Raw genomic sequence first — 26,936 nt, 5'->3', positions numbered from 1 at the left:
GTCGGTCAGATGAGGGTTCAGGCGGCGGGCAGCTTCCCCCGTCCGAAGAGCTTCCGCTCGTCGTGCAGCGCGAACGGCGTGGTCCGCAGATCGGCGATCTGGATGCCGAAGATCTTCAGTTGCAGCATCAGCTCGGTCTTCAGGTCATAGCCCGCGCTGAGCGCCCACGCCGGGGCTCCGCCACCGGTCGCCCCCGCGGCCCGTCCGGTGAGATGGACGGACAGTTCGCCGCCCACGCCCGCCGTGTCGTAGAGGAACACCTCGGCCCGCGCCCCGATACGGGCCGTCGCGGAGGCCGCGCCCTCGACCCGCGGCGCCGCGCCCTTGGTCTGCTGCTGGGCCTCGTGCAGCGGCTTCCAGCCCTGGCTGCGGTCGTACTTCGCGCCGACGGCGAACGAACCGGCGGTGCGCTGGTCGGCGTCGAGCACGATGCGGCCGTCAGCGGAGAAGCGGTAGGTGAAGGTGACCTCGGTGCTGACCACGACGGGAACCGGGCCCACCCAGAAGACGTGCCGTCCGGTGACCGCCGCGAGCGGCACCGCGACCTGCCCGGTGTCCGCCTTGCCCTTGACCTTGCCGTGCACCTGCCAGCCATAGCCGTAGGAGCCGCCCAGGCCGATGGCCGCGCGCTGCGGCAGCAGGTTCAGCCCGCCGCGCTTCTCGTACTGGAAGATCAGCTCGGGCCGGAACGACACCTCGCCGGACAGCCGGGCGGGGGACTTCGCGGTCGCCTGCACGCCCTTGGGCAGCGGCACATTGACGCCCAGCCGCAGGGTGGTGAGCGCCTTGCGCGCCTCGGGCGACAGCGCGCTGCCGGAGGAGCTGGGGGCCGGGCGGGTGCCGGAGGGGACGAGCTGGGTGCGCACCCCGGAGGCGTCGGACGCCGACGGGCTCGGGGAGCCGGAGGCGGTGGCGTCCGGGCTGCCGGACGGCGTGCCCGGGCTGCCGGACGGTGCCGGGCTGCCGCTGTCCGAACCGGCGCCGGTAGCGGGCTTCTTGACGGTGACACCCGAGGAGAGCGGCTTGACCGAGATCTCGCCGGGCTGCAACGCCGAGCGCTGGTCCACCTTCTGATCGCCGAGCAGCTCCGAGAGCGTGGCGGGGGACGTGGTCACCCGGACCTTGCCGTCGCGGGAGCCGGTGACCTTGCCGACCTTGAACAGCGCACCCGAGGGGGCGTGCCGGTTGGGCGCGGCGGCGATCACATCACCGGTCCGTACGGTCTTGCCGGCCGACGGCTTGAGCTCGGCCTGCTTGCGCTGCGCGTCGTACGACGAGAGCTGCACGGAGACCGAATTGCCGGAACGCGTCGGTGCGTCGGACGGCCGGGCGACCGCGGCAGCGCCCTCCGGACCGGAGGCGCGGGCGTCGTCCGGTACGGCACCGGGGGCGGTCGGCCCGGTGGCGGGTATGCCGGCCGAGGACGTGCGCGGCGTGTCGGGACCCGAGAGCAGGGCGTGGGTGCCGAGCGCGGCGGGGACGAGTACGCCGACCGCGGCGGCGGGCACCGCGAGGCGACGCCAGGAAACAGCCATGGGATTCCTTGATGGTGCGGGGGGTGGCGGGGAGGAACAGCGGGGCCGCGCACCGAACGCAGGGACGAGTCCGGATGACTGGGGAAAGTCATCCAAGATCGAACATCTGTAGGGGTTCGGGCGGCTTCCTCGTAGCATGGCGACGAATGATCGCTTTCGCCATGGGGAAAGACACCGAGTCGGGAGGGGACGGGTGGAGACTTCCACAACGGTGCCGGAGTCCGCCGCCGCGCTGCACGCCGGGATCGACGCGCTCACCGACGAGGTCATCGACGGCCTGCGGGCCCAACTCCCCTCCTACGCGGCGGTGTCGGCGGACCAGATCCGGCCGAGGGTGATGGCGTCGCTGCGCAACGGCCTCTCGCTGGTGCAGCGCTGGGCCGAGGAGCGGCGGACCGCGCGGGGAAGCGGCCGCGACGACGGCCCGGCGTACGGCATCCCGTCGGCGCACCTCGACGAGGTGACGGACCTGGCCCGTTCGCTGCCCGTCGAGGACATCATCTCGGCCTACCGGATCGGGACGGACATCGTCTGGCGGCGGTTCGGCGAGGAGATGACCGCCCGGGGCGGGACCGCCGAGGATCTGCTGCCGATCGCCGAGACCCTGCGGGCGTGGGTCGACGCCAACACCCTGCGGATCGTCCGCACCTGCCGGGTCGCTCTCCAGGGCGACGACCCGGCGGCGGACCGCCGCCATGCGGCCATGGTCCGCGCCCTGCTGCTCGGCGAGGCGCGGTGGGACAAGTCCCCGGCCGGCTTCGGCGCCTGGGGCGCCGGGCTCACCGGCGACAGGCCGGCCGACGGATACCGGACCGAGCGGCAGGCCGACGACGCGGAGACCGAGGACGGCTCATATGTGCACAGCGCCCTCCGCCTCCCCTTCCGTGCGCGGCTGCCCGAGGTTTCCCCGCCCGGCGACCCGGGCGGTGCCCCCGCCGCCGCGGGCCATGCCGGTCCCGGCGACCGCGCCTTCCGCCGGACCGTCGATCTGCTGCGTCCCTGGCTCGCCCTGGACGAGGCGGGGCGGCCCCTGGTCACGACCGTGGACGGGGATGTGGCGGGGCTGCTGGTCGGGCGCCCGGCCGGGCTGTGCCGCAGCCTGATGCTGGGACTGGGCGCCCCGGCGCCCGCGTCCGGACTCGCCACCGAATTCACCCGGGCCACCCAGGCGCTGCGGGCCGCCGCCGGATTCGGGCTCGTCGGGGCGTTCACCCGTGAGGAGCTGGGGCTACGGGCCACGGTCGTGGCGCTGCCGGCCGTGGGCGAACAACTGGTAACGCTCCGCCTGTCCCCGCTGGCCGAACGGGGCGAGGACGGCGCCCAGTTGGAGGAGGCCGCGGCCGCCTATCTACGACAGGGGCTGCGCCTGGAGGCTGCCGCGCGGACCCTCTACGTCCACCCCAACACCCTCCGCAACCGGCTCCGGCGCTTCGAGGAGATCACCGGTACCAACCTCCGTGACCCGGCAGATCTGGCCGAGGTCTGGTGGGCGCTGACCCACCGCCGGTTCCACGGGCCGGCGAGCTGAGCCGCATACGGCGGTTCCCGCCCGGTCCCGGAGGCCAAGGCACTCAACGGGACCGGACGGGGTGGGCCCGTCCGAAGGCTCAGTTCTTGACCGCCCGCAGTGCGTACAGCAGCGGAACGATCGGCTCCGACGGCGGAAGGCGCCACCAGCCGTTCTCGGCCGGCACCATCGCATCGAACCGCTTCCAGGGCAACATCTCGGTCTCCCGCACCAGTTCGACGGTCAGCCCCGCACCGATCACGGCGGAGATGACCTCCCCGAGCCCGTGCCGCCACTCATAGCTCGTCGTGGCTCCCTGCACCGGCGGACCGTCGGTGTAGGTGCACGGCGTATCGCTCCTGAGGGGACCGCGGCCGCCTGAGTAGTCGTTCCGGAGCAGGAGTTCTTGCTGGTCCGGCCCCCCGGCCGGCCCCAGGGAGTCCAGCAGCGGATGGAACTCCACCAGATAGAACGTCCCGCCCGGCCGGAGCAGCGAGCTGACGATCCCCGCCCAGGCGGTCAGATCCGGCAGGTAGCACAGCGCCCCCTTGCCGGTGTAGACGACATCGAACCGCCGCGCACCGAGCGCCTCCGGGGCCCGGTGCACATCGGCCTGGACGAACTCCATGGTCCGGCCGCCCTCCGCGGCGAGCCGCCGGGCCTCCGCGACCGCCGCCGCGGAGAAGTCGAGCCCCACCGTGTGCGCCGCGCCCCGTTCGGCGAACGCGGCCGTCTCGGTGCCCAGATGGCACTGCAGATGCAGCACGTCCCGCCCGGCCAGCTCGCCGAGGTCCGTCCACTCGAACGGCGCGAACCAGTCCTCGGCGGTACGGGAGCCGTCCAGTCCGTAGAACTCGCTGGCCACATGAACCGGGGTACGGGCGTCCCAGTTCGCCTGGTTGGCCAGGACCATCTCCTCGGCGGTGGGCGGGATTCCCGGTAAGGGCGTCAGTTCACTCTTGTTCATGGTCATCCGTCCCTCCTACCCACCGGGCCGGGGAGGCCACCCGTAGGGGACGGAGGGACGGCCGGCGCCTCCTACCCCTCCTCGGCCGGTGTCGTCCACACCTCCCCGTCGAGGACATTGCGCATCCCCACCCACACCATGTTCATCAGCCGCACGGTGATCCGCTCCGGGGGCTCGTCGGGGTGGAGCACCATCCAGTCGGTGAGCGAGTCCGCCGCTCCGACCAGGGTGTACGCCACGAAGTCGGCCTCGTCGTCGGGGCGGGCGGGGCCGGTGCTCTCCGCGCCGCAGATCCGGACCAGCCCGGAGACCTCGGCGAGCACCGCCCGCCGGGTCTGCGCCAGCTCCGCCGCTATCGCCGGGCTCAGCTCCGACGCCTGCCGGTGCAGCACGACCCAGCTGTCCGGATGCTCGGTGACGAAGGTGAAGAACGCCAGCAGCCCCGCCCGCAGCCGCAGCTCGGGGGAGGGCGCGGGGCCCGCGGCGGCCCGGAACGCGGCCACCAGGCGCTCGGCCTCGCGGCGCAGACAGGCGAGGAACAGTCCTTCCTTGGAGTCGAGATAGAGATAGACCATCGGCTTGGAAATCCCGGCGAGTTCCGCGATCTCGTCGACCGAGGAGGCGTGGTAGCCGCGCTTGGCGAAGACCCCGATCGCCGCGTCGATGATCAGCTGCTCCCGGACCGGCCGGGGGATGCGTCGCCTGCGTGTATCGCTCATTCGTGCCAGCCTACCTCAGCCTTACTGATGGGTAAGTTTACTTCGAAGTAAGGTCGCGGGGGAGGGGACGCTGCTCGCCGGGGCCGCCATCGAGAGGTGTAAAGCGGGGTGACGGTGGTAGGCGACCCCACGCAACGCTCCATTCCGCAACGGCAGTTGTCCGGGTGGCTGCTGAGGCGGACGGATGCGGCAGGGCCCGGGTGTTCCTGGGCCGGGCCCGGACCGCGCGGGGCGTGCCCGGCGTTGGGTGTCGCCGGGAAATGGAACGGGCCGCCGCCTGTGAGTGGCGTGGTGGCGGCCCGTACCCCCGCATCGGCCGAAACCTTCTCCGCGGCCTGGGTGCCTATCAAGTGACGCGCCGTCACCTCGCGACCGGTCACAAGGAACACTGTCGCTCGTCTGCAACAACCGCCCTCCGCTAGGTATGTTGGGGACTGCGGGGCGTGGTCGTACAATCACGCAACGATCGGCCGCTGCCCCCTGGCTGATGGCTGCCGAAGCGACGGGAAAGTGTGGAATGAGCCAAGAAACGCGACCGCAGTCCAGCGCCGTCGACGTCAGCATCCCGAGTGTGGCGCGGATGTACGACTACTACCTCGGCGGCAAGGACAACTACGCGGTCGACCGCGAGGCCTGCGAAGAGCTGAGCAAGGTCGTACCGAGCACCCAGGTGCTGGCGATCAACAACCGGCGCTTTCTGCAGCGAGTGGTCCGCTGGCTGGCTCGTGAACACGGCATCCGGCAGTTCATCGACCACGGATCAGGCCTGCCGACCCAGGACAACGTCCACCAGGTCGCCCAGCAGGTCGACCCGGATTCCCGCGTGGTCTACGTCGACAACGACCCCATCGTGCTGGCACACGGCCGTGCCCTGCTGGAGGAGAACGCCAACACCGCCGTCATCCAGGCGGACATGCGGGACACCGACGGCATCTTCGGCAGCCCCGAGGTCGAGCGGCTGATCGACTTCGACAGGCCCGTCGCCGCGCTGTTCGTCTCCGTGCTCCACTGCATACCGGACGCCGACGACCCGGCCGGTCTGATCAAGCGGGTCGCCGACCGGCTGGTACCCGGCAGCTTCCTGGTGGTGTGCCAGCTGGTCAGCGAGGACGCGGCGACCCGCGACTTCGTCACCGAATTCATGCGGGTCAGCACCCACGGCCAGTGGGGCCGGGTGCGGCAGGCGCATGAACTGGCCGGATTCCTGGAAGGGCTGGAGGTCCAGGAGCCGGGCCTGGTGGAGGTCTCCACCTGGAAGCCGGACGCGGACATCGGCCCCAAGCAGCTCACCCAGGAGTGGATCGAGTACGGGGGCGTCGCCCGCAAGCCGTAGCGCGGACACCCCGCGACACGGGAGCGGGGCGGGGCACCCCGGTGGGTACCCCGCCCCGCTCCGTCGGCGCCGTGCGGATCAGCTCTCCTGTTTGAGCAGCCGCTCCAGGATCGCCACGGATTCGCGCGGTGACTCGGACTGGGCGCTGAGCCGGTCCATCACCGCGAGGTAGTGGTCCACATCATCGCGCTTGTCCAGATAGAGCGCGCTGGTCAGCTGCTCCAGATAGACGATGTCGGGCAGATCCGGCTCCAGGAACCGCAGGATCGTGATCGGACCACCGGCCGCCGCCAGTCCACCGAGGCTGAACGGGGCGATCTGCAGCGTGACATTCGGCAGCTTGGTCATCTTCAGCAGATGTCTGAGCTGATCTGCCATCACCTCCGGCCCGCCGAGCGGGCGGCGCAGTGATGCCTCGTCGATCACCGCCCACACCCGCGGTGCGTCCGGGATGGTCAGCAGTTCCTGGCGCTGCACCCGCAGCTGCACCCGGCGCTCGATCTCCTCGGGCGAGGACCGCGGATGGCCGAGCTGCGCCACCGCACGGGCGTAGTCCGGGGTCTGCAACAGGCCCGGCACGAACTGGACTTCGTAGGTGCGGATCACCGAGGCGGCCTCTTCGAGGCCGATATGGGTCTCGAACCAGCCGGGCAGCACATCGCCGTACTGATGCCACCAGCCGGGGCTGCTGGTCCGGCGGGCCAGCTTGAGGAAGTCGGCGCGGACCGCCTCGTCCGTGACGTTGTAGAGCGTCAGCAGATCGGCGACATCGCGCTCCTTGCAGCTCACCCGGCCGAGTTCCAGGCGGCTGATCTTTGCGTGCGAGCCGCGGATGGCGTCCCCGGCGGCCTCACGGGTGATGCCCGCGCCTTCCCGCAGCCGGCGGAGCTGGGTGCCCAGCACGATGCGCAGGACGGTCGGGCCGCCCCGCGGATGGTCGAGATAGCGGCGCAGGGACGGACCGCTGCTCGGCTGCGCGGCGCTCATGCTGACTCCCCTGAGTGGTCGGGCGAACGCCCAGTGTCCCACCGCCCCGAGGCTGCGTACAGGCGGGGGGATTATCCAGTCGACATATGCGCCAATCGTGGCGGCGTCCGCGTCAGTCCCGGGCGATGAGATCGTCGAAGTCGCCGTCCTTGGCGCCCTGGACGAAGGCCACCATCTCCTCGCGGGTGTATATGAGCGCCGGACCGGAGGCGAACCGGGAGTTGCGCACCGCCACTCCGCCGTCCGAAAGAACCGCCAGTTCAACGCAGTTGCCACTGGGGTTGCTGCGGCGGCTCTTGCGCCAGACGGCCCCTTCGATGCTGGTCGCCTGCATGCCGTTGCTCACCGACTCCATCACAACTGCTCCCTTGCTGGAGGGCGTTCCTCCGATCGATGCCGAGCCTGCGATCACCTTGGCGTGAACGAGCCCCTGTGTCGCCGTACTTACCGATGTAATTGCAGATGCACTTGCACCGGGCGACGGCTGACGAGGATATTAGCCCTCCGAGGCAGTCCGGCCCAGCCCCGAAATCCCCTTCGCGGAGATGTTGATGACCACACATCCGGCAGAGACCGTGCACGACGCCCTTCGGGAGGAACCGTATGAGGACGCCTGGTGGGCGCCCGCCCCCGACGGCTTCGCCGCCTGTGCCCTCAGCGGCCACGCGCGCACCGTGCCGGAAGCCCGCCGGTTCACCCGGGCGACCCTCGAAGGCTGGCGGGTGTGCGCCGGTCTCGCCGACGACACGGTCCTGGTCGTCTCCGAACTCGTCAGCAACGCCCTGCGTCACGGCCTCCGGGGCACCGGTGCGGGCGGCGAGGACGCCGCGGCCCCCGTCCCCTTCTGCAACGCCTGGCTGGCGCTGACCCGGCAGGAGACCACCGTGCTGTGCGCGGTCTCGGACGCCGGCCCCGGCACCCCCGTCATCAAGCCCCAGGACGCCCTGTCGGAATCCGGGCGGGGTCTGTACATCGTCGACCGGCTGAGCGACTCCTGGGGCTGGACGCCCCCCGACCGGTCGGGGAAGACGGTCTGGGCGACGATGTCGATGCGCGGCTGAGTCCCGCCCGTACGGGATGCTGCGCCGGCCTCCCGTGAAGAACGTGTCCTGGCGCTGCCGTATGTGACGATTCCCGGGTCGCCGTTACCTGAGCGGAAGGCCCGAGAAACCGATGGATCTGCTGTCCCTGCGCTACTTCCGGGCGGTCGCGCGCCGAGAACACATCAGCCGGGCCGCCGAGGAATTACGGGTGGCCCAGCCCTCGGTGAGCCGGACGATCGCCCGGCTGGAGGCCGAACTGGGCGTGCCGCTCTTCGACCGGCACGGCCGGGCCATCCGGCTCAACCGTCATGGCGCCGCGTTCCTGACCCGGGTCGAGCGGGCGCTGGACGAACTCGACGACGCCCGCCGGGAAATGGCCGATGCGGCCGGACTCGACGACGGCGGGATCGCGATCGCCGCCGAGACCCTGCTGCCCCTCACCGAGCTGCTGGCGGGATTCCGCGCCGCTCACCCCGGCGTCACCGTCCGGGGTCTCCAGTCCACCCCCGAGGTGATGCGGGAGCAGCTGCGCGCCCGGGAGGTGGACTTCTGCATCGCCTCGCAGCCGCTGCCCGGACCCGGTCTGGGCGCGCTGCGGCTGCTGCACGAAGAGGTGCTGCTCACGGTCCCGGCCGGGCATCCGCTGGCCGGCCGGGAACGGGTCACGGTCGAGGAGGTCGCGGAGGAACCCTTCATCACGACCAGGCCGGGCCACTGGCAACGGGCGCTGCTGGAGCGGCTGTTCACCGCGATCGGACGCCGACCGGTGATCTCCTGCGAGGGGGACGAGCCGGGTGCCACCCACTTCCTGATCGCGGCCGGTCTCGGCGTCGGCCTGATGCCCGCGCTGGCCCGCGCCGACCTCGCCTCGGTGCCGCTCGCCTGGCTGCACCTCGACACCCCCGACTGCGTACGGACCCTGAGCCTGGTCCGGCGCGAGGACAGCTATCTCTCCACGGCCGCCGCGCGCTTCCGGGACCTGGCCGTCGCCCACTTCGCGGAGAGGGGGCAACGTGCCGTATCGATGGGGTAGTTGAGGCGGGCGCGGTAGCTGAACTACGGCCGGCGCCCGGCCCTACGCCTCTCCCGGCGCCCGGCCCTACGCCTCTCCCGGCGCCCGGTCCGCCAGGCCGAAGGCCGTCAGCAGGCGTTCGGCGGCCAGTGTCGCGGTGATCTCGCCGTCGCGCACCGCGCGTTCGACCTCCGGACCCAGCCGGCGCACCTCGGGGTGCTCCTGGAGGCGGTCGATCAGCCGCTCGCGCACCATCGACCAGGTCCAGTCGACCTGCTGGGTACGGCGCCGCTCGGCCAGCGCCCCCGTGGACTCCAGCAGGGTGCGGTGCTGCTCGATCCGCTCCCAGACGCCCTTCAGACCGGTGCCCTCGCGGGCGCTGCAGGTCAGCACGGGCGGGGTCCAGGCCGCGTCCGGCGGCTGCAACAGCCGTAGCGCACCGGCCAGTTCGCGGGCCGCGGAGCGGGCGTCGCGCTCGTGCGGGCCGTCGGCCTTGTTGACGGAGACCAGGTCCGCCAGCTCCAGCACGCCCTTCTTGATGCCCTGGAGCTGGTCGCCGGTGCGCGCCAGGGTCAGCAGCAGAAAGGTGTCGACCATGCCCGCGACGGTGGTCTCGGACTGGCCGACGCCGACCGTCTCCACCAGGATCACGTCATAGCCCGCCGCCTCCATCACCACGATGGACTCCCGGGTGGCCCGTGCCACCCCGCCCAGCGTGCCGGACGTAGGGGAGGGCCGGACGAACGCCGCCGGGTCGGTCGCCAGCCGCTCCATCCTGGTCTTGTCGCCCAGGATGGAGCCGCCCGTACGGCTGGAGGACGGGTCGACGGCGAGCACCGCCACCCGGTGCCCCATCCCGGTCAGCAGTGTGCCGAGCGCGTCGATGAAGGTCGACTTGCCGACACCCGGCACCCCGCTGATGCCCACTCTGCGGGCCGAGCCGGAGTACGGCAGCAGCTCGATCAGCAGCCGCTGGGCCGCCGCCCGGTGGTCCGGGCGGGTGGACTCGACCAGGGTGACGGCGCGGGCGATCCAGGCACGGGAACCCGCCCGGACACCCTCGGCGTACCGTTCGACATCGATCGTCGCAGGCATGACCCCCCGCTCAGAGCTCGTGGCCGAGGACCGACGCCAGGTCCCGCACCAGATCGTGGGCGGCCTCGGGGATGACCGTGCCGGGCAGGAAGACCGCGGCGGCGCCCATGTCCCGCAGCGGCTGCACATCCTGCGGCGGGATCACCCCGCCCACCACGATCGTGATGTCCTCGCGGTCCTCCGCCGCCAGCGCCTCCTTCAGCGCGGGCACCAAGGTGAGGTGACCGGCGGCCAGCGAGGACACCCCGACGATATGGACGTCCGCCTCCACCGCCTGGCGGGCCACCTCGGCCGGCGTCTGGAACAGCGGGCCGACATCCACGTCGAAGCCCAGGTCGGCAAAGGCCGTGGCGATCACCTTCTGGCCACGGTCATGGCCGTCCTGGCCCATCTTGGCCACCAGGATGCGCGGCCGGCGGCCCTCGGCGCGCTCGAACTCGGCCACCAGCGCCCGGGTGCGCTCCACACCGGAGGAGGGGCCCGCTTCGTCTCGGTACACACCGGAGATCGTACGGATCTGGCCGGAGTGCCGCCCGTAGACCGACTCCAGTGCGTCCGAGATCTCACCGACGGTCGCCATGGCGCGGGCCGCGTCCACCGCCAGCGCCAGCAGATTGCCCTCCAGCCCCTCACCGGCACCGGACTTGGCCGCCGCGGTCAGCGCCTCCAGCGCCGTCCGGCAGGCGTCCTCGTCGCGCTCGGCGCGCAGCCGCTTGAGCTTCTCGATCTGCTGGGCGCGCACCGAGGAGTTGTCGACCTTGAGGACCTCGATCTCCTCGTCGGTCTCCACCCGGTACTTGTTGACGCCGATCAGCGCCTGCCGCCCCGAGTCGATCCGCGCCTGGGTACGGGCCGCGGCCTCCTCCACCCGCAGCTTGGGGATGCCCGCGTCGATGGCCTTGGCCATCCCGCCGGCCGCCTCGACCTCCTCGATGTGCTGCCAGGCCCGCTGCGCCAGATCGTGGGTGAGCTTCTCGACGTACGCACTGCCGCCCCACGGGTCGATGACCCGGCAGGTGCCCGACTCCTGCTGCAGGAACAGCTGGGTGTTGCGGGCGATACGGGCGGAGAAGTCGGTGGGCAGCGCGAGGGCCTCGTCGAGGGCGTTGGTGTGCAGGGACTGGGTGTGCCCCTGGGTGGCGGCCATCGCCTCCACACACGTCCGCGTGACGTTGTTGAACACGTCCTGCGCGGTCAGCGACCAGCCCGAGGTCTGCGAATGGGTGCGCAGCGAGAGGGACTTGGGGTTCTTCGGCTCGAAGCGCTGCACCAGGCGCGCCCACAGCAGCCGGGCCGCGCGCAGCTTGGCGATCTCCATGAAGAAGTTCATGCCGATCGCCCAGAAGAAGGAGAGGCGCGGGGCGAAGGAGTCCACGTCCATGCCCGCCGCGATGCCCGCGCGCAGGTACTCCACCCCGTCGGCCAGGGTGTACGCCAGCTCCAGGTCGGCCGTCGCGCCCGCTTCCTGGATGTGATAGCCGGAGATCGAGATGGAGTTGTAGCGCGGCATCTTCTGCGAGGTGTACGCGAAGATGTCGGAGATGATCCGCATCGAGGGCTGCGGCGGATAGATGTAGGTGTTGCGGACCATGAACTCCTTGAGGATGTCGTTCTGGATGGTCCCGGCCAGCTTCTCGGGCGGTACGCCCTGTTCCTCCGCGGCCACGATGTAGAGCGCCAGCACCGGAAGCACCGCGCCGTTCATCGTCATCGACACGGTCATCTTGTCCAGCGGGATGCCCTCGAAGAGCTGCCGCATGTCATAGATCGAGTCGATCGCGACGCCCGCCATGCCGACATCGCCGGTCACCCGGGGGTGGTCGCTGTCGTAGCCGCGGTGCGTGGGCAGGTCGAAGGCGACCGACAGGCCCTTCTGGCCGGCGGCGAGATTGCGCCGGTAGAAGGCGTTGGACTCCTCGGCGGTGGAGAAGCCCGCGTACTGCCGGATCGTCCAGGGCTGGTTGACGTACATCGTCGGGTACGGGCCGCGCAGATACGGCGTGATGCCCGGGTAGGTCCCCAGGAAGTCCAGACCGTCGAGGTCCGCCTCGGTGTACAGCGGCTTGACGTCGATGCCTTCCGGCGTCTCCCACGTCAGATCCGCCACGCCCTTGCCGGTGGCCTGCTGTACGGCCGCGGCCCACTCCCCGGCCCCGCCGGCGGCGTCCGTGGTGGCCGGGCCCCCGAGTTCGACCGTGCTGAAGTCCGGGATGGCGCCCTCGGGCGCCGAGGAACCGTGCGGCGGCCCGCCGACGGCGCCCGTCTGCTGCGTCGTCTCCTCCATCACGCCACCTCCATGACATCCAGGGCCGAGGACAGCACCTCGACCGCGTCGCAGCCCGTGAAGACGAAGGAGTCCACACCGGCCGCTACCAATTCGTCCCGCTGCCCGCGCGGCTTGCCGGCCAGGTGCACCCGCAGCGCCCCCGCCGACTTCAGCGCGGCCGCCACGGCCGCCCCCTGCTCGCCGTACACCGCGTCGCCCGCGCACAGACAGGCGATCCGCGCGCCACTGCGGGCGAACGCCTCGGCCACCGACTCCGCATCCACCGGCGCGGGTTCGGCGACCGTCTCGATGCCGCCCGCCTGGAACAGATTGGCGGCGAACGCCACCCGCGCGGTGTGTGTCGCGACCGGGCCCAGCGCGGCCAGGAAGACCTTGGGGCGGGCGCCGCTCGCCGCCAGATGGGCATCGGAGCGCGACCGCAGCCGCTCGAACGTATCGTCCCTGCGCACCCGCGGCAGCCCGCCGCCGATCGGCGCGGGCGCCGGCTCGCGGTTCACCGGCGGCTCGGCGAGGTGCGGGAACTCGCTGACCCCGGTGATCGGTTCGCGCCGGTGGGCGAGGTCCTCGGTACGGCGCTCCCAGGTCTCGGCCAGCCGGCCGGCGATCATCCCGGAGCGCAGTGCCGCGGCCTGGCCGCCGGCCCCCTCGATCTCCTGGAACCACGCCCAGGCCGCACGGGCCAGTTCATCGGTGAGGCTCTCCACGTACCAGGAGCCGCCCGCCGGGTCGATGACCTTCGACAGATGCGACTCCTCCAGCAGCACGGACTGGGTGTTCCGGGCGATCCGGCGGGCGAACGCGTCGGGCAGGCCCAGGGCGGCGTCGAACGGCAGCACCGTCACCGCGTCGGCGCCGCCCACTCCCGCGGACAGCCCGGCGACCGTGGTGCGCAGCATGTTCACCCACGGGTCCCGACGGGTCATCATCACCGTGGAGGTGACGGCGTGCTGGCGCTGCGCGGACGCGGCGGGGGAGGCCCCGCACACCTCGGCGACCCGCGCCCACAGCCGGCGGGCCGCGCGTAGCTTGGCGATCGTCAGGAACTGGTCGGCGGTGGCGGCATAGCGGAACTCCAGCTGCCGGCAGGCGTCGTCGATGCCGAGGCCGGAATCCGTCAGCTGCCGCAGATAGGCGACGCCGGTGGCCAGCGAGGTGCCCAGCTCCTCGGCGGCGGAACCGCCCGCCTCGTGGTAGGCCAGCGCATCGACGGCCAGTGCCCGCACACCGGGTGCCTCGGCGGAGCAGCGCGCGGCCATCCGGGCGGCCGACTCCAACTGGACGCGCAGCTTGGCGTCGTCGCCCGTACGGGCCAGCAGACCGAGCGGGTCGGCGCCCAGGCAGCCGGCGGCCTCGCGCACCGGCGCACCGGACGCGGTGTACAGCCGCAGCAACTCCTCGGCGGCCGCCGCGAAATCGGCACCCGCGTCCAGCACCACCGCGGCCAGGTCCAGATAGACCCCCTGCAGCGCCTGCTCCAGACCGGCCACCGGCACCCCGCCGTCGCCGACGGTCAGCCAGACCGAGGTGACGCCGTTCTCCAGATCGGCCAGGACCGATTCATTGGCGCGCCGCGGATCGGTGTGGACATGGCGCTGGCGTACGTCCCACCCGGCGACGGTCGTGCCCTCGGGCCGGCCGGCCCGTACGAACGGCGGGAAGCCCGGGTGGCCCGGGGCGGCCGTACCGTCCTCGGCGGTGTAGAGCGGGCGGACGCGGATGCCGTCCTGGAGATCGGTGGCGAGCGTGTCCTCGGCGGCGGCGCCCGTTGCCTCTGCGACGCCCGATTTGCGCAGCACGCCTTCGACGAGGCGCTGCCACTGTGCGCGGTCGGCATCCGGGAAGGCTGCGGCCAGGGGGAGTTCGGGGGACTCGGCGGTCATGGCAGCAGGCTAGGCGAACGACCGTTAGCTGGAGCAGGGGCTCCAGCTGTGACGTTGCACTCGTTGACCGCGCAGAAATGTTGATATCCATGGGCCGGATGGGGCAGGTGGGGCGGGTCGCCCGTATCGCGCGGAGTCGTCATGTGACCCACGGGCCGCGCCTCGGCCGGGGCGTCGGCGCAGGTTCAGTACGGTGGGCGCGGCACCCGACCGAGGAGCGCGATGCCCAAGGCGCCGCTGACCCGCACCGTGACCGCCGCCACGCTGCTGCTGGCCGTCGCCGCGCTCCTCTGGGCCCTTCCACGGGCCGGCGCCCCCGGCCGCGCCGCGGACTGCACCGGACGCCGGATCGCCTCCTGGTCCGCCGATTCCCGGCATACCGCGGAATTCGCCCGTTACGGCAATGACAACACCCGGACGGACGACTGGACCGGCGGCGACGGCACCCACTCGGTGCGGCTCCCCGACGGCCGGACGCTCTGGCTCTTCTCCGACACCTTCCTCGACCGCGTCCAGGCGCCGCCCAACCCGCAAGGGGAGAACCGCCGTTGGCGCACCGCCGACACCGGCGGCACCCCGTTCCTGCGGCACAACTCCGCCGTGGTGATGTCCCGTTCGGGCCGCCTGGAGCGCACCCTGACCGGCGGCACCGCGGCCGCCCCCGGACCGTTCTTCCCCGACCCGCCCGGCGGCGGCTGGCGCTGGCCGGTCCGCGCGAGCGTGGAGCCCCGCAGCCCGGGATCGCCCGAAAAAGTGGTCCGTGTCCTGCTGTGGAACCGCGCCCCCGGCACCGGACCGTGGATCTTCGGCGTGCCGCGCGGCACCGAGGTCGCCACGCTCTCGCTCCCCGGCCTGCGCCTGGAAGGCATCACACCGGCCGTCGGCCCGAGCTCGGCGGACCCGGGCCGGCGGGTCCTCTACGGTGCGGCGGCGGTCCGCGACGGCGGCTGGACCTATGTCTTCGGCAGCGACGACCCGCCCTCGTCACCGGCCTCCAGCGCCTATCTCGCCCGGGTCCCGGCCGGGCGGCTCGGGGACCGCGGAAGCTGGCGGTTCTGGGACGGCGCCCACTGGCAGCGGCGGGCCGGGCGGGCCGCGCCGGTGCTGCGGGACGGCGGCCGGCGCGGCGTGGGCAGCGCCTTCACCGTCGTCCGCGACGGCCCCGCCTGGGTGCTGATCACCATGGACACCGGGGGCGGCGGCGCGGCCGGGATGCGGTCCCTCACCAGCTACTGGTCCTGCTCGCCCCACGGCCCCTGGCACGGGCCGAACGGCCGGCTCACCCCGCCCCGCCCGCCGGCCGCCGACCCGCAGTACGTCGCCGCCTACAACCCGCAGGCGCATCCCGAATTCACCGCGGACGGCGCGCTCGTGCTCAGCTACGACATCAATTGGCTCGGTCCGCCCGGCGTCCCGGCCGACCCCCGGCTCAACGGCGATGTGGATCTGTACCGGCCGCGGTTCCTGCGGATCCGGATGGGCCCCGCCGGGCGGTGAGCCGGGGCGCGCGGTCCGGCGGACGGTCCGGTCGGACGGACGGACGGTCGGCCTCCGGTCGTTCAACTCCCTTGCTGCTCCCGCCACTTGCGGGCCACCTCGTCGATGTCGAACGGCACGAGGTTCAGCGGCGGGCCTTCGAGGGGGGTGCGGAGCGCCGCGCTGATGCGCTCATTGACCGCCGTCAGGATGCGGCGCAGCGCCGCCTCGGTGGGAGCGGCGGCCGCGGCCTCCAGGGCGTCCTCCGCCTCCTTGCGCAGGGCGAGGGTCGGCGGCAGGTAGGAGAGGTGCTCCCGGTGCATCTTTTCCTTGATCCACCACATCTCGTCATACGGCTGGTCGAGGTGGGGGAGGGGCTTGCCGGCGCCCGCGAGACCGGCGAAGTCGCCGCGCTCCGTCGCCTCGCGGATCTGCTTGTCGATCCAGGTCTCGAAGGTGACACCGGGGGGTTTGCGCTCGGTCATCGCGTGCGTCTCCCGAGGGTTCAGGGACCTTTCGGCCGGTCCGCACCGGGCGGCGTGCCAGGAAGGTGCGTTCCTGCTTTCACGGTAACGCGGAGCCGGGGCGCGACGGGCGGCCCGTGGCGGTTCAGCCCGTCGGGTCCGGCTCCCTGCCGGCCTCGCCCGCCCCGGACCCGCCCGCGTCGGCGGGACGGGTCGGGCTCGGCTCGACGACGGGAAAGGCGTTGTTGCCGCCGCACACCATGGGGCCGACCTTGTCGGCCTTGCTCACGAGCGTCACGGTGACCTGCCCCGGCGGCTTGTCCCCGGGCACCCGGGCGTTGGCGGCGGTGCACACCAGCTGGTTCAGCGAGGCGGAGTCCAGCAGCTCGACGCCCAGCGGCAGGGTGATCACGACGGCGCCCTCGCGGGTCTCGGCGGTCGGCGCGGCGAGGAACTTCGGCAGCACACTGGTCAGGCCGCGCATCCGCTCCGCGTGGTTCGGCCCCTTCATGAGCAGTCGGAGGGCCTCCTCCGGCTCGGCCGGTGTCTTCGCCGGCCGGGTCGCTGAGCGCAGTCCGGAAGGCCCGTAGAAGAACAGCTGGACATCGGCGTCGGGCTGGCCCGGCGACTTCACTCCGGTGGCGGGCTCGCCGGCGTCGATGACATCGGTGGGTGCGATACCGCAGCCCGCCAGCGCCCCGGAGAGGGCGCCGGCCAGCGCCCCGGTGAGCACACCGCCCAGGACGAGCCGCCGGGCCCGCACCGCACGCAGGGCGTTCAGGGCGTTCGTGGCGCTCATATGTGGTTCTCTTCTCCGGCTTCGGGACGCGTGCCGTCCCGGTTGTCGTCCGCGGTCTCCTCGCCCGCCCAGGGGCCGTCCGGCGGGTCGGCCGCCCTCTCGGCCGCCGACCCGGCCGGCTCGCCGTGGCGCAGCGGCAGATCCACCGTGAACACCGCACCGCCCTCGGGGGAGTTGGCGGCGCGCATGACGCCGCCGTGCAACCGTACGTTCTCCATCGCGATGGCCAGACCCAGGCCACTGCCCTCCGAACGGGCGCGGGCGGAGTCCGCCTTGTAGAAGCGCTCGAAGACGTGCGGCAGCACCTCGGGGTCGATACCGGGCCCGCTGTCGGAGATCTCGATCAGCAGCCGGTCCGCGTCCGGCTCCGGGGAGTGCAGCCGCACCCGGACCGGTTCGCCGCCGTGGTGCAGGGCATTGCCGACCAGGTTGGCGACCACCACGTCGAGCCGCCGCGGATCGAGCCGGGCCCGTACGTCGGCCGGAAGCTCCGCCGTCACCCGCTTCTGCCAGGCCCTGGCCTGCAGGGTCTTGCGGATGGTCTCGGCGACGTCCACCTCGTCGAGATGGAGCGCCGCGGCCCCCGCGTCGAACCGCGAGACCTCCATCAGGTCCTCCACCATCCGCGCCAGCTTCCCGGTCTCCTGGCTGATCAGCCGGACCGCGGAGGCGGTGTCGGGGTCGAGGGAGTCGGCGTCCTCGTCGAGCACATCGGTGACCGCGGTCATCGCCGCGAGCGGTGTCCGCAGCTCGTGCGACACATCGGCAGCGAACCGCCGGGCGTTGGACTCCAGCCGGCGCAGCTCGGCCATGCTCTCCTCCAGCCGGGCCGCCATGTCGTTGAACGTCCGGGACAGATCGGCGAGTTCATCGGCGCCCTTGACCTCCAGCCGGGTGTCCAGCTTGCCCTCGGCGATCCGCCCGGCGGCCTGCCGCAGCCCCCGTACGGGCCGGAGCACACCGCGCGCGGCGAGCAGCGCCGGGATCACGGTCAGCACCAGCACCGGCAGCGCGCCCCGCTGGGCGGCGGCCACCAGCGCCTCGATGTTGGCCTCCTCGTCGTCCAGCGGAACCTGGGCATAGACGGAGAGCGCGGAGGCCTTGCCGTCGGTCTGCCGCACCGGCATCCCGATCAGCAGGGAGGGACTCCCGTCGCGGGTCACACGCTGGAAGACCGGTACATGGCGCTTCTCCACCGAACTCGTGAAGGCGGCCGGCATCACGAGGTTGCTCCGCGTGCTCCCCGCGCCGCTGTCCCGCATTCCGCGGTACCGCACCGAAATGTCCCAGTCCCGCGGCTGTCCGGAGCGCTCCAGCTGGACCCGGAGGGAGTCCAGGTCCGCCTGGGCCGGCGGCACCGGGAGCTCGGGCGCCAGCGAATTGACCTGCGCCCGCAGATCGTTGACGGCGGTGTCCTGGGAGCTCTGGAGGATGGCGTTACGGGCCTCCTGGTAGGTCAGCAGCGCGGTGGTCAGCGCACTGACCGCGGCCACCACCAGGAATCCCACGACGAGCCGGGCCCGTAGTCCACGCAGCAGCTGGGGGTTCCCGTGCCGGAGGCGGGGGAGGTCCGCCCAGCGGCGGGGGCGCTTCACAGGGGTCCGAAGCGGTAGCCGAAGCCGCGCACGGTCTGGACGTAACGGGGGCTGCGCGGGGTGTCCTCTATCTTCGTCCGCAGCCGCATGACACAGGCGTCGACCAGCCGCGCGTCGCCGTGGTAGCTGTGCTCCCACACCTGCTCCAGCAGCTGCTGGCGGCTGAAGACCTGCCCGGGGGTGGCGGACAGGAACAGCAGCAGTTTCATCTCCGAGGGGGCCAGGGCCAGGTCCTGGCCGCCCTTGCCGACGACCAGACCGGCGCGGTCTATGGCGAGTTCGCCGTAGGTCTCGACCGGGGCCGGGCCCGGCTCGGCGGCGGCCGGCGTGCCGTCGGCCGGCAGTGCGGTACGGCGCAGCACGGCACGGATGCGGGCTTCGAGGACCTCACCGCGGGCCGGCTTGATGATGTAGTCGTCGGCCCCGGCCTCCAGCCCGAGCACCACATCGAGGTCGTCGCCACGGGCGGTCAGCATGATGATCGGCAACTGCCGGTCGGCGCGGATCAGCCGGCAGACCTCGAAGCCGTCCTTGCCGGGGAGCATCAGATCCAGCAGCACGATGTCCGGACGGAAACCCGGCAGGACATCGAGACCCTCCTCGCCGCTGGCCGCGGCGGCCACTTCGTGGCCGCGCCGCCGTAGTGCGAGGGTCACTCCGTCCCGTACGGCGGCGTCGTCCTCGATCAGAAGTACACGTGGCATGGGTCCAGTATCAATAAGTTTCATGATGGATCCGTAACAGGAGCAGCCTGCTCGATCCCTGGTGCATCTGTCGTGGTGCAAGGCGGTGCGAGTGCAGCACCCACCGCCGGTCGGAACGCACACGAGCACGGTACGAGGGACGGGATTCGGGATGGCACGGGGCTTCGGTAAAGAGAGCGGCATCATCGGAGTGGCCGCGGCGGCTGTCGTGGCACTCGCGGCCGCGGGGGCGCTCGTCTTCTCCGGGGCCGGCACGGACTCCAGCGCGGCGGACAACGCCGAGCAGCCCAAGAAGGCGCCCCGGGTCGTCCCGGTCGACCCCTCCATCGTGCACGCCTCGGACCGCCCCGGCCGCAGCCTGAACATCACCATCGACGACGGCCCGGACCCGGTCTGGACCCCGAAGGTGCTGGAGGTGCTGAAGCGGCATGACGTCAAAGCGGTCTTCTGCATGATCGGCCCGCAGGCCAAGGCGCACCCCGACCTGGTCAAGAAGGTGGTGGCCGCGGGGCACAAGCTCTGCGACCACACCATGAGCCACAACACCGGTATGGATCACGAGTCGGAGAGCTACCAGTCGCAGCAGATACTCGACGCCCAGAAGATGATCGAGGAAGCGGCGGGCGGCACCCAGGTCGAGTACTACCGCGCCCCCGGCGGCGCCTTCACGCCCTACAGCCGGAAGCTGGCCGCGGACCACGGCATGCGGCCGCTGGGCTGGAACGTTGACAGCAAGGACTTCGAGGGCGGCACCGTCGACATGATCGAGGCAACGGTGCGCGGCGAACTCCCCAACGGCCCGACGGTCCTGTTCCACGACGGCGGCGGCGACCGCTCCCGGACCGTCGACTCGCTGGAGCGGCTGCTGCCGTGGATGAAGCAGCAGGGGTACGGGTTCGGGTTCCCGAAGCGCTAGGTGTGCTGTCCCGGCACGCCCAGGGCGCCGGGCAGCATCGGTGAGGCAGGGGCAGGGGCGGCGGTAGCGGATACCGCCGCCCCTCCCCCTCTCCGTCTCACGCCGCGCCGAACAGCTCCGCGAGACCGCGCTCCATACCGAGGTGGGCCGGCTCGGCGCCCGCGGGTACGGCCTCGTAGGAGCGGGCGAGGAACCGCCGTACGTCCGCGGTCTTCAACTGGACCATGGCGATGCCTTCGTCCGCGTGGAACTCCATCACCGTGCGGTCCGGACCGGACGGCCGTACCCGCACATCGCCCCGCCCGGCCGGCACCCGCAGCCCCTCGTCGAGCAGTTCGCGGGCGAACGCCCAGTCCACCGCCGAGCCGTCCAGCGAGATCTCCGGCGGGAAGGACATCCGCACCGCCAGCGGGTCGGCGGGCTGATAGTGCAGCACCGCGGGAACCGCCTGCGGGCCGGGGGCGGTGGCGATGAGGCGGACCTGGACGGCTTGGTCGATGACGGGGTTCATCGCGCTGCTCCCTCACGGCTGTCGGGTCATGGGCAAAGACTCGTCCAGTAGGACGGTGTGCCCGGCCTCGTCGTGCACGCGACACGGGTGTGAGGTATCTCATGTTGCGGCGGTGGCTGATTCATGCCGCATCGCGGCGTGTGTGCAGGTCATGCGGCCCCCTGCCGGGCATCGGCTCTGCACCCGGCCGCCGTGCGGGAGTTGCGGAACCGCGTCGGGTACGCCATGGGGCGAAGCGGCCGTCCGGGCCCGTACGCGAAAGGCGGCCCGTCCTCGGTGGACGGGCCGCCGTTGTAGGCGTAGGCGTCAGCTGCCGTGTGGCTGCCGACGGCCGGCTGTCGGCTGCGTCGGCCGTCGTGAGCGGTGGTATCCACCCGCGTCCCAACTGCCCGGCAAACACCGTGTGTTCCCGCGCGGACCGGGGCCTGCCGCTACCGCAGTCGCTGTCCCGGAACGTGTTCCGGCCCGGGGTGTACCAGGAACTCGTCCAGGATTCCCGGGGCCGCCGTCGTGGCGAAGCCAGGGGCGTCGGCGGCCGGGAGGTCCGGGATGCGGTAGCCGTCCTCGCCCGCCGCGACCGCCGCGGTGAGCGTGACCAGACCGGCCCGGCGGGTGAACGGCGAGGTCGAGAACGTCCAGGCGGCGATGGCGTCGCGCTGGAGGGCGACGGTGTCGCGGCTGAAGGTGCCCGAGCGGGCAACCAGATACGGGCCCTGCAGGCCGTGTCCCAGATTGCGGTACGCGTCCCGGGCCAGCCACAGAGATATCGCCGTCGTGACCACCGCGTAGATCCATGCACAGTGCAGCAGGACAGGAGTGAACGCCGCGCCGAGACCGGCGAGGACGGCGGTGCCCGGCAGGACCACGAACAGCAGCCCACGTACCCGGCGCCGGCGCAGGGCGACCTTGGGGTGCGGCGTCAGCTCCGCCGGTGCCGCGCTTCCCGGGAAGGGTGAGCGCAGTGCGCCGCCCGCCACCCGCAGTGCCTCCGCGCGGGGCGCCGGCGGCAGCAGCCCGCTGCGCTTGCGGTTCTCCTCGCGGTTGCCCAGACCGCCAGCCACCGCACGCACCAGCGCGCCGCCGCCGGCCCGCAGCAGCAGCGGTTCGCGCAGCACCACCCCGCGCAGCCGGGCCCGTTCGATGGTGACCGCACGGGTGGTGAGCAGCCCGCGGCGCACCCGCAGCGTGCGTGAATCGGTCCACTCCAGGCAGTAGCTCCACCAGTTCTCGACGTACAGGACGACCGCGCCGACCGAACCGAGCGCGAGGATGGCGAGCAGCGCCGCCGGGATCGTCAGCCAGAGCGCACTGGTACCGAATTCGGTGAACGCCTGCTGGACGAGGCCGATTTTCCAGGGCTCGATGCCGATGCCGTCCAGGGCCCGGTAGGCCCCTCCGGCCACCACGAACACCCCGCCGATGACCCAGAAGGTGAGCGGTGCGTAGCGCAGCCAGCGCCAGCTGATCCGGGCCACCACCGGGTCGTTCGCGACCGCCTCGGCATCGGCGTAGGCGAGCAGTTCCGTGCGCAGCCGCTCCGCTTCGGCAACCGCGAGCGCCTCCAGGGACAGTTCACTGCTGCCGTCCCCCGAGCCCGCCGTACCGGCCCGCAACACGGTGACGCCCAGCACCCGGTGGATCGGTGTCGCGGTGAGATCGACGGTACGGATCCGGTGCAGCGGCACACTGCGCAGCCGCCGGGTCAGCAGCCCGCTCCGCACATCGAAGGTGGGGGAGGCGCCGCCCGGTCCGCTGCCGGGCCGGGGCATGGTGATACGGAAGTCCGTACGGGCCCACCGGATGAGGCCGAGCGTGGTGAGGACGGCGAACGAGGCGGTGAGGGCGGCGAGCGTGATCCATGCCTCGATGCTGATCCGGCCCCCGGTGGCCAGCGCCGTCAGCGCCAGCGAACCGAACGGTGCCGCCATCCAGCCGCAGTGCACGAGAAGGGTGCGCGGATCCAGCCGCCGCCACGGCGTCTCCTCGACAGGGGCATCGGGCCCGGACCCGGCGGACGCGCCCGGGTGCATGCCGGGCGCACCGGGTTCCCGTGGCGTGCTCATGCGGCATCACCCGGCACGTCCTGTGCGGCCTCGCTGATCCGCTGGGACAGCTCCTCGGCGTCCGCGTCGGACAGTCCGGCGATCTTGATGTCGCCCGCGGTCGAGGCGGTGGTGACGGTCACCGTCGCCAGCCCGTACCGCCGCTGGAGCGGCCCGCGCACGGTGTCCACCGTCTGCACCCGGCTCAGCGGCGCGATCCGCCGCTTCTGCCAGAACCAGCCGCCCGCCGCGTAGACCGCCTGGCCGCCCAGCTCCCAGGCATGCACCGCATACCGCCACCGCGGCATCACCGTGAGATAGCCGAGGGGCGGCAGGACCAGCACGACCAGCAGCAACGGGCCCAGCCACGGCATCGCGCCCGGGAAGAAGAGCAGGGACAGGACCGCCATGATGAGCGCGGTGAGCAGCATCGGGCCGCTGAGGGTCAGCAGCGCCTGGAGCGTCCACCAGCGGCGGGCCCGGGGGTCGACACGGTGGCGGGGTGGTCGCAGCAGTGGGGCGGCGTGCTCGGGCATGAGGGTCACCGGTTTCCAAGTCAAGCGTATTGAGTAGCGGTACGTTATAACGGTACAAGCGACTTGTAAAAACGGGCCGGGTCTACGGAATCGACCCCGCGCGTGGACCGCGCACCGTACGAGGGAGGTCATCCGTGCCCAAGAAGGTGGACCACGAAGCCCGGCGCCAGGAGATCTCCGAGGCGCTGTGGCGGATCGCCGGCAGCCGAGGTCTGGACGGGACGAGCCTGCGCGATGTCGCCGCGGAGGCCGGCATCTCGCTCGGCCGGCTGCAGCATTACTTCCGCACCAGGGACGAGATGCTGCTCTTCGCCCTCCAGCACATCAACCGCCTCGCCGCGGACCGGATCCGGGAGCGCATCGCGTCGCTGGCCGAGGAGCCGACGCCCCGTGAGGTGCTGCGGGCCTGTCTGTCGGGCATGCTGCCGCTGGACGAGAAGAGCCGCATCGGCCTGCTGGTCGGCGCCGCCTACTACGCCCGCGCCGTCCATGACGAGGCCCTGCGCGCCGAGGCCAAGAACGGCATCCCCCCGCTCCGGACGTTCTTCGCCGACCAGCTGCGGCTGGCCGCGGACCGCGGCGAACTGCCGCCGGAGCGCGCCACCGAGGACGAGGCGATGCTGCTGATCAGCATGACCGAGGGGCTCGCCACCTATGTCCTGCTGGGTGTGCATGATCCCGAGGACGCACTACTGCTGCTGGATCTGCATCTGGAGAATCTCTTCGGGGCGGAACAGGCTGCGGGAGGTGGGGCGGATCGGGCTGTGGGAGGTGGGGCGGATCGGCCTGTGGGAGGCAGTGCGGTGCGGACAGCGCGAGGCGGGGCGGATCGGGCAGCCGAGGTTGGAGGAGGGCGGGGAGCGGAAGCCTCGGCGTCGTCCGGCCGGTCCGCACCGTGAACGGGGGCGGCGTCTGCCGTACCGCGGGCGGCATCTGCCGTACTGCGGGCGGCATATCGAAGGCCGGCGGCTTGTCGGAAGCCGGCGGTGTGCCGCAGATGAGTGGTCGGCTCGCGTGGGGCGGCTCGACGCGGTCGTGCGCCGGGGCTTCGGGCGGGCTCCGGCGCTGACGGGGTGTGGCTTACGCCTCGCGCAGCAGGGCGGCGAGATCGGCCTCGACGTCCAGATGCCGCGCCTCGTCGCCCTTCGCGACGAGCTCGTACGACTGCGTCAGGAAGGCCCTCAGCTCCTGCGTCTCGAACTGCACCACCGCCATGCCGCCGACGGCGTGGAACTCGATCACCACGGCCTCGTCGTCGTACGGCCAGATCTGCACATCGCCCGCCCCGGCGGCCCCGTGCAGTCCCTCCTCCAGCAGTTCACGGCCGAACGTCCAGGTCACCTCCGCCCCGTCCAGCGACGCGGCCGGCGGAAAGACCAACCGCACCGCGAAGGGGTCGGCGCGGTCGTAACGCAGGCTCGCCGGAATCACCTGCGACCGGGGAGCGGTCGCGATGAGACGGGCCTGAACGGCTTGGTCGATGACGCTGGACATCGCCGGCTCCCTTGCATTCGGTGCGGTTCATTGAGTCTTCGACCACTAAGACGCACGGGCCATCGGACCAGGTGCATTGGATTCCTATGTGACCTGCGTCACGGGCCTTTGAATGTACGTATATGCCCTCTTTGCTGTGTGCTCGGCGCTCGCGTGCGGCCCTCGGGGGTTCAACTTGACGGCCCGTCAGGCGAGTTGGCGCCCTGCGGTCACGACCCACCGGCCACTGAGGGCTCATCGGGGAGTGCGGGCTGTAACGGGCGACGACGGGCGGCGACGGGCGACGACGGTCGGCGGCGAGAGGCGGCAGCGAGGGGCGGCAGTGAGGGGCGGCGGTCTGGACGGGGCGGTCGGGCTGGGCTAGCTTCCAGCCCAAAACCAGAGCGGGGTGGGGCGAAATGCGACGCACGGGACGTTTGTTGTGTCTGGGCTCGGGACGAGGGGAGAACCGGGGGCTGCGCCCGCCCGGAGCCGGACGCCGGGCGACCCTCACCGCCGGTGCGGTGGTCCTCGCCGCGATGGCGGCCGGCCCCGCGGCCGCGGCCCGGCCGATGAACACCCCCACGGACACGGCCTCCCACACGACCCCGTATACGGCCTCCTACACGACCTCCCGCACGGCCTCCCGCACGGTCTCCTCCGCGACGGCTCACGCCCCGGCCGGGGGGCCGCTGTCGGCGGCCTCGCTCACCACCCCGCACGCCGGCTGGCGGCTCAAGGACAGCGGCAGCACCGCCCGCTTCCGCGGCCTGGCGGCCGTCAGCCGCACGACCGCCTGGGTCGCCGGCACGGCAGGCACTGTGCTGCGCACCCACGACGGCGGCAAGCACTGGAGCAACATCTCCCCACCCGGTGCCGGGGCGCTGGAGTTCCGCGACATCGAGGCGCTGGATGCGCGCCGCGCGGTCGTCCTCGCGATCGGGGAGGGGGCGGCCTCGCGCGTCTTCCGTACGGATGACGCGGGCGCCACCTGGACCGAAAGCTTCCGCAACCCCGACCCACGGGCCTTCTACGACTGCCTGACCTTCTTCGACCGGCGGCACGGCATCGCGCTCAGCGACCCCGTAGACGGGAAGTACCGCATCCTGTCCACGGCGGACGGCGGCCGCAGTTGGCGGGTCCTGCCGTCGGACGGGATGCCGCCGGCCCAGCAGGGCGAGGCCGCATTCGCCGCCAGTGGCCAGTGCCTGGTCTCCTCCGGAAGCCGCGACGCCTGGATCGCGACCGGCGGCGCGGCCACCTCCCGCGTCCTGCACACCGCCGACCGCGGCCGCACCTGGTCGGTCACCGACACCCCGCTGCCCGCGGGCGACCCGGCGCGGGGCGTCTTCGCACTCGCCGTGCGCGACCGCGGCCACGCCCTCGCGGTCGGTGGCGACTACCGCCCCGACCAGCCCTCACCCCACGCCGCCGCGGTCAGCGACGACGCCGGCGCCACCTGGACGCCGGCCGCCGAGCCCCCGAAGGCCTACCGCTCCGGCGCCGCCTGGATCCCGCACTCCCGCCGCCTCGCCCTGGCCGTCGGCCCGTCCGGCAGCGATCTGACCCTCGACGCCGGCCGCACCTGGCACACCTTCGACAGCGGTTCGTACGACACCGTCGACTGCGCCCCCGACCTGGGCTGCTGGGCCGCGGGCGAGCGGGGGCGGATCGCACGCCTGGAGCCGTGAGGGCCGGTCAGCCGCGCGGGGGTGGGGCCTCGGGGGGGCGGGACGTTCGGGGGTGGATCGGCCGGGTCTGCCGGGTGAGCCGGGTGCGCTGTCGCTGCGCGGGGGCGGCGTCCCTGCCCGGGCGCGCCGTCCCTGCGGGGTCCCGCCGTCCTTGCGCCGTCCCGCCATCCCTGCCTGGCCGCGCCATCCCTGCCCGGATGCGCCACGCCTGCGCGGGCCCGCCGGTCCTTCCCGGGCCCGCCGGTCCTGCCTGGGTGCGCCACGACTGCGCGGTCCCGCTGTCCCTGCCCGGCCGCCCGTCCTCCCCGGTCGCCCGCCCTCCCCGGGCGCGCCACGCCTTCCCGGGCCCGCCGGTCCCGCCCCG

The 26,936-nt window shown here is 72.4% G+C and carries 24 protein-coding genes; 8 read left to right on the top strand and 16 right to left on the bottom strand.

Features of this window, described 5'->3' with window-relative positions:
• Positions 1-17: 17 nt before the first annotated feature.
• Positions 18-1,535, bottom strand: coding sequence for a hypothetical protein (locus STRNI_RS07265; protein ID WP_037742003.1), 1,518 nt, complete (start codon positions 1,533-1,535; stop codon positions 18-20).
• Between the two features lie 193 nt (positions 1,536-1,728).
• On the opposite strand from STRNI_RS07265, the gene STRNI_RS07260 reads away from it, so the two are divergent.
• The gene (locus STRNI_RS07260) at positions 1,729-3,063 is read left to right on the top strand and encodes a PucR family transcriptional regulator (protein WP_274739215.1); all 1,335 of its coding nucleotides are present in this window, start codon (positions 1,729-1,731) and stop codon (positions 3,061-3,063) included.
• 79 nt (positions 3,064-3,142) lie between these two features.
• Here the strand turns inward: STRNI_RS07260 and STRNI_RS07255 are convergent, their stop codons facing one another.
• Positions 3,143-4,015, bottom strand: a complete 873-nt coding sequence (locus tag STRNI_RS07255) for a class I SAM-dependent methyltransferase (protein WP_274739216.1) — start codon at positions 4,013-4,015, stop codon at positions 3,143-3,145.
• Between the two features lie 65 nt (positions 4,016-4,080).
• Positions 4,081-4,728 carry a TetR/AcrR family transcriptional regulator gene (locus STRNI_RS07250; protein WP_109894394.1) on the bottom strand — a complete coding sequence of 216 codons (648 nt, stop codon included), beginning with the start codon at positions 4,726-4,728 and terminating at the stop codon, positions 4,081-4,083.
• A gap of 517 nt (positions 4,729-5,245) precedes the next feature.
• Here STRNI_RS07250 and STRNI_RS07245 point away from each other — a divergent pair.
• The gene (locus tag STRNI_RS07245) at positions 5,246-6,061 is read left to right on the top strand and encodes an SAM-dependent methyltransferase (RefSeq protein ID WP_148589551.1); all 816 of its coding nucleotides are present in this window, start codon (positions 5,246-5,248) and stop codon (positions 6,059-6,061) included.
• Between the two features lie 78 nt (positions 6,062-6,139).
• Here the strand turns inward: STRNI_RS07245 and STRNI_RS07240 are convergent, their stop codons facing one another.
• Positions 6,140-7,048: a helix-turn-helix domain-containing protein gene (locus STRNI_RS07240; RefSeq protein WP_148589552.1), complete on the bottom strand. Its 909-nt coding sequence runs from the start codon at positions 7,046-7,048 to the stop codon at positions 6,140-6,142.
• Positions 7,049-7,160: 112 nt separating this feature from the next.
• Positions 7,161-7,403 carry a DUF397 domain-containing protein gene (locus STRNI_RS07235; RefSeq protein WP_018090552.1) on the bottom strand — a complete coding sequence of 81 codons (243 nt, stop codon included), beginning with the start codon at positions 7,401-7,403 and terminating at the stop codon, positions 7,161-7,163.
• 196 nt (positions 7,404-7,599) lie between these two features.
• On the opposite strand from STRNI_RS07235, the gene STRNI_RS07230 reads away from it, so the two are divergent.
• Positions 7,600-8,109: an ATP-binding protein gene (locus tag STRNI_RS07230; RefSeq protein WP_277410765.1), complete on the top strand. Its 510-nt coding sequence runs from the start codon at positions 7,600-7,602 to the stop codon at positions 8,107-8,109.
• Positions 8,110-8,221: 112 nt separating this feature from the next.
• Complete coding sequence (locus tag STRNI_RS07225; RefSeq protein WP_277410764.1) at positions 8,222-9,124, top strand: LysR family transcriptional regulator; 903 nt, start codon at positions 8,222-8,224, stop codon at positions 9,122-9,124.
• A gap of 66 nt (positions 9,125-9,190) precedes the next feature.
• Here STRNI_RS07225 and meaB read toward each other — a convergent pair whose 3' ends face one another.
• Genes meaB through mutA form a run of 3 tightly spaced genes read right to left on the bottom strand, consistent with a single transcriptional unit; the run spans position 9,191 to position 14,365 of the window.
• Entirely contained in the window at positions 9,191-10,198 is a 1,008-nt protein-coding gene (gene meaB / locus STRNI_RS07220) for a methylmalonyl Co-A mutase-associated GTPase MeaB (protein WP_148589555.1), read from the bottom strand.
• 10 nt (positions 10,199-10,208) lie between these two features.
• Positions 10,209-12,482 (bottom strand): methylmalonyl-CoA mutase, encoded by a 2,274-nt coding sequence (gene scpA / locus STRNI_RS07215; RefSeq protein WP_202466029.1) that lies wholly within the window; start codon positions 12,480-12,482, stop codon positions 10,209-10,211.
• Positions 12,482-14,365 carry a methylmalonyl-CoA mutase small subunit gene (gene mutA / locus STRNI_RS07210; protein WP_093645440.1) on the bottom strand — a complete coding sequence of 628 codons (1,884 nt, stop codon included), beginning with the start codon at positions 14,363-14,365 and terminating at the stop codon, positions 12,482-12,484. The genes scpA and mutA overlap by 1 nt, the downstream gene beginning before the upstream one ends.
• A 222-nt stretch (positions 14,366-14,587) precedes the next feature.
• Here mutA and STRNI_RS07205 point away from each other — a divergent pair, with 222 nt between their 5' ends.
• Complete coding sequence (locus STRNI_RS07205; RefSeq protein ID WP_277410763.1) at positions 14,588-15,862, top strand: DUF4185 domain-containing protein; 1,275 nt, start codon at positions 14,588-14,590, stop codon at positions 15,860-15,862.
• Positions 15,863-15,924: 62 nt separating this feature from the next.
• Here STRNI_RS07205 and STRNI_RS07200 read toward each other — a convergent pair whose 3' ends face one another.
• From STRNI_RS07200 to STRNI_RS07185, 4 genes are all read right to left on the bottom strand, one after another.
• Complete coding sequence (locus STRNI_RS07200; RefSeq protein WP_266442734.1) at positions 15,925-16,326, bottom strand: DnaJ family domain-containing protein; 402 nt, start codon at positions 16,324-16,326, stop codon at positions 15,925-15,927.
• 124 nt (positions 16,327-16,450) lie between these two features.
• Positions 16,451-17,104: a GerMN domain-containing protein gene (locus STRNI_RS07195; protein ID WP_159485076.1), complete on the bottom strand. Its 654-nt coding sequence runs from the start codon at positions 17,102-17,104 to the stop codon at positions 16,451-16,453.
• Positions 17,101-18,699: a sensor histidine kinase gene (locus STRNI_RS07190; RefSeq protein ID WP_277410762.1), complete on the bottom strand. Its 1,599-nt coding sequence runs from the start codon at positions 18,697-18,699 to the stop codon at positions 17,101-17,103. Before STRNI_RS07190 ends, STRNI_RS07195 begins: the two co-directional genes overlap by 4 nt.
• Entirely contained in the window at positions 18,696-19,403 is a 708-nt protein-coding gene (locus STRNI_RS07185) for a response regulator transcription factor (RefSeq protein WP_018090562.1), read from the bottom strand. Before STRNI_RS07185 ends, STRNI_RS07190 begins: the two co-directional genes overlap by 4 nt.
• Before the next feature lie 151 nt (positions 19,404-19,554).
• Between STRNI_RS07185 and STRNI_RS07180 the strand changes: the two genes are divergently transcribed.
• Entirely contained in the window at positions 19,555-20,319 is a 765-nt protein-coding gene (locus STRNI_RS07180; RefSeq protein WP_018090563.1) for a polysaccharide deacetylase family protein, read from the top strand.
• A 97-nt stretch (positions 20,320-20,416) separates the two neighbouring features.
• On the opposite strand, the gene ssgD (STRNI_RS07175) is transcribed toward STRNI_RS07180, so the two are convergent.
• The 3 genes from ssgD (STRNI_RS07175) to STRNI_RS07165 form a co-directional block, all read right to left on the bottom strand.
• Entirely contained in the window at positions 20,417-20,830 is a 414-nt protein-coding gene (gene ssgD / locus STRNI_RS07175; RefSeq protein ID WP_018090564.1) for a spore wall synthesis regulator SsgD, read from the bottom strand.
• A 431-nt stretch (positions 20,831-21,261) separates the two neighbouring features.
• Positions 21,262-22,893: a PH domain-containing protein gene (locus STRNI_RS07170; protein ID WP_381680783.1), complete on the bottom strand. Its 1,632-nt coding sequence runs from the start codon at positions 22,891-22,893 to the stop codon at positions 21,262-21,264.
• Entirely contained in the window at positions 22,890-23,408 is a 519-nt protein-coding gene (locus STRNI_RS07165; protein ID WP_277410761.1) for a PH domain-containing protein, read from the bottom strand. Before STRNI_RS07165 ends, STRNI_RS07170 begins: the two co-directional genes overlap by 4 nt.
• Positions 23,409-23,542: 134 nt before the next feature.
• Between STRNI_RS07165 and STRNI_RS07160 the strand changes: the two genes are divergently transcribed.
• Complete coding sequence (locus tag STRNI_RS07160) at positions 23,543-24,307, top strand: TetR/AcrR family transcriptional regulator (RefSeq protein WP_277410760.1); 765 nt, start codon at positions 23,543-23,545, stop codon at positions 24,305-24,307.
• Between the two features lie 181 nt (positions 24,308-24,488).
• Here STRNI_RS07160 and ssgD (STRNI_RS07155) read toward each other — a convergent pair whose 3' ends face one another.
• Positions 24,489-24,902 carry a spore wall synthesis regulator SsgD gene (gene ssgD / locus STRNI_RS07155; protein ID WP_109894410.1) on the bottom strand — a complete coding sequence of 138 codons (414 nt, stop codon included), beginning with the start codon at positions 24,900-24,902 and terminating at the stop codon, positions 24,489-24,491.
• 398 nt (positions 24,903-25,300) lie between these two features.
• On the opposite strand from ssgD (STRNI_RS07155), the gene STRNI_RS07150 reads away from it, so the two are divergent.
• Positions 25,301-26,572 carry a WD40/YVTN/BNR-like repeat-containing protein gene (locus tag STRNI_RS07150; RefSeq protein WP_381844922.1) on the top strand — a complete coding sequence of 424 codons (1,272 nt, stop codon included), beginning with the start codon at positions 25,301-25,303 and terminating at the stop codon, positions 26,570-26,572.
• The last annotated feature ends 364 nt before the right edge of the window (positions 26,573-26,936 follow it).

It is taken from the genome of Streptomyces nigrescens, from assembly GCF_027626975.1.
Taxonomy (GTDB): Bacteria; Actinomycetota; Actinomycetes; order Streptomycetales; family Streptomycetaceae; genus Streptomyces; species Streptomyces nigrescens.
Note: the sequence above shows the minus strand (reverse complement) of the source record. Positions and strands in the feature narration are given on the sequence as shown.